We start from the raw sequence: 2,816 nt of genomic DNA, 5'->3' as shown, positions 1-2,816 counted from the left end.
TGCACCGGCTGCGCCGGGGTGCTGCGCTGGCCGTTGACCTGCACGAAGGGGACGCCCTGGTCGATGCCGACCAGCAGTTCGCCCGCGCCGTCGCGGCGCGCATAGATCACCTGGCGCGCGCCGAGCTGGTCGGGCCGCACCCAGGCGGAGAAGGTGAAGCTGGAACCGGCGGCCAGTGCCAGCGAGGGCGTGGCGGGCAGCATCAGCGGGGCGCCGGCGAACTGCGCGCCCTTGCCGATCACCGTGCCTTCGGCCGGCACGGTCGGGGTCTGGCCGTTGTTGCCGTAGGCGGTCGTGTCACGCGGCGGCACCGCGCCTTCGGCGAAGTGGTAGACCAGCGTGTAGTCGGGATCGAAGCTGCGCTGGCCGTTGCCCGAGGCCGGGGCCTTGGGGTTGCCGTAGTACATCCAGAGCTTCTGCGGCGTGCCGGCCGAGACGTTGGGCACGTCGACCCAGACCAGCGCGATGCCCAGCAGCGGATCGAACTGCTCGATCTGGTGGTTGAGCACGGTCTTGTCGTCGCCGGCCACGAAGCGCAGGTCGGCACCGGTCTCGCTCACGCCTTCGAACTTGAAGTTGCCCGTGTGCAGGCGCACCAGCACCGGCACGCGGCCGGCGTCGCTGCCGATGGCGCCGGCCTGCGGGCCGCCGTCCACGGTGATCGGCTTGCGATAGGCCCATTCGGGCTGCCACCATGCATGGGCCAGGCCCGGCAGGAGCGTGCTCAACAGCGTGAGCGCGAGGAAAAGAAAGCGTCGCATGACAGGGGTTCTCCGGAAAGCTCGTGGAAAAAAATTCTTGAAAGTGGCGTTGCCGCGTTCGGATTCGGGTTCGGTGATCAGTAGCTGGCGTTGATGCTGAAATTGACCTGCGTGTCGCCCTTCTTCGTGCGCGGGCCGTCCTTCAGCGGACGGCCGACATCGATGCGGCCCGAGAAGTACTGGCCGACCTTGAAGGTGGTGCCCAGGCCCACCGAGGCGAGCGCGAAGCGGTCGGCCTGTTCGGGCAACGGGTTCTTCAGGCGCAGACGCGCGCCGTCGAAGAAGGCATAGGCGCGCCAGCCCTCGACCCAGGGGTTGAGCCAGGTCAGCGGCGGCGTGCGCCATTCGACCGAGCCGACCACGCCGTAGTCGCCGGTGGCCTCGGCCGAGAGATAGCCGCGCACCGAGTTCATGCCGCCGCCGGCGATCTGTTCGCTCGACACCAAGGGCGAGTCGGTCATCTGGCCGTTGACGCGGAAGGCGAGCTGCGAGCCGCCCTCGAAGGTGTAGCTGCCGTTGAGGTCGGTCTTCAGCACCATGAAGCTCGGCGAGGACTTGTAGCGCTTGTAGTCGAACTGCGCCTGGTCGCTGCCGTAGCTGAAGAAGCTGCGCGTGCCCACCACCAGCGACACGCCCACGCCGTACTGGCTCTTCTCGGTCTGGCGCAGGCCCGAGTACGACAGCGTGATCGGCGCGTACTTGAGCGGCACCTCGTCGCTGCTGTTCTTGAGCGTGAGCGCCTCGCGGTTGTTCTTGAGGTCGACGCCGGCGCTGAACGAATGCCACCAGTTGCCGGCGTTGGGCACCGTATAGGTGGCCTTGATGCCGAGCGAGTGGCCCTTGCCGAGCACGTCGGTGCCGCCCACGGTGGCCACGTTGCTGTCGGACCAGAAGGCCGAGCCCTCGAGCGACCAGTTGCTGTTGGGCAGCGGCGCCAGGTACGAGGCCGACACCACCTGCGTCTGCTTCAGGTCCTGCGGCGCGCCGAAGAAGCTGATCGAGGCGCTGTGCCCGAGCTGCCACAGGTTGTCGTGGCCGATCGAGGCCGAGGCGCGCAGCTTGCGCGTGTCGGCGCTGTAGTCGTTGTTCAGGCCGACGCTGGCGCGCCACGGGCTCTGGTCCTCGACCTTGAGGTCCACGTCCATGGTGCCGGGCATCGCACCCTGGCGCACCAGCGGCATCACCTGCCGCTTCGGACCGCGGTTGAGCGCGGCGAGCTGCGACTGGGCCTTGTTGAAGTCGGGCACGGTGCCCTCCTGCAGCGCGGGCACCTGGTCGCGCACGTCCAGCGGCGAGTTGTACTCGGCGCCGACCACGCGCACGCGGCCCACGCGGGTCTCGCTGACCTGCAGGAACACCACGCCCTGCGCGACCTGCTGTTCGGGCAGGTCCACGTAGACCGACTGGTAGCCGGCGGCCTGGTAGGCGGCGAGCAGCGCGTCGCGCGCGCCCTCGATGTCCTTGAGGGTGCGCTCGGGACCGAGGAAGGGCGTGACCGCCTTCTCGATCGCGCGGGCGTCCAGCGCGGTGTTGCCGCGCACGATGTATTCGGTGACGTCGACCTTTCGTTCGGGTGCGGCCGGCGCGGCAGCTGCCGCGGCCGCGGGGGGCGGGTTCTGGTTCGGGGCCTGGGTGTCGGCGGGTGCGGCGGCCGCCGGCGCGGTGTCCGCGGCTTGCGCCGACGCGACCCCGTGCGCACTCAGCGCCAGCACTGCCAGCCACACCGCTCTCCAGCACATCGGTGGGGCGTTCTTCTTCAAGTCATGCATTTCCAGCTCGGTTCTCAAGGATGAAGCTCGCTCGGCAGCGGCCCATGGTGGAGAGCCTTCATGTCGCCGCTGCGTACGTTTCCTAGACGCCCGGCAAGCGCGGCGACTGTCGTTTGTCACGAAAACTTCATCAAGAAAAGTCGGACGGGTCCTGCACGGGGTCGTCGTCGCACATAAGAAGAAGGGCCTCCACGCGGGAGGCCCTTCCTGGAATGACGCGGCGGATGCCGCGTGGTCCTTCGTGCTACTGCTTCAGGTTGCGGCGCTCGCCCGGCGTCAGCGACTG

Annotated in this window: 2 protein-coding genes; both read right to left on the bottom strand. The window is 68.6% G+C overall.

The features are described from left to right. Window positions 1-761, bottom strand: a 761-nt coding sequence (locus AC27VN_RS37995; RefSeq protein ID WP_490880003.1) for a DUF2341 domain-containing protein, incomplete at its 3' end; no start/stop codon positions are given. A gap of 77 nt (window positions 762-838) precedes the next feature. After that, window positions 839-2,530: a ShlB/FhaC/HecB family hemolysin secretion/activation protein gene (locus AC27VN_RS37990; RefSeq protein WP_093341877.1), complete on the bottom strand. Its 1,692-nt coding sequence runs from the start codon at window positions 2,528-2,530 to the stop codon at window positions 839-841. Window positions 2,531-2,816 lie beyond the last annotated feature (286 nt).

It is taken from the genome of Variovorax sp. 20P10.2.4, assembly GCF_058244205.1.
Note: the sequence above shows the minus strand (reverse complement) of the source record. Positions and strands in the feature narration are given on the sequence as shown.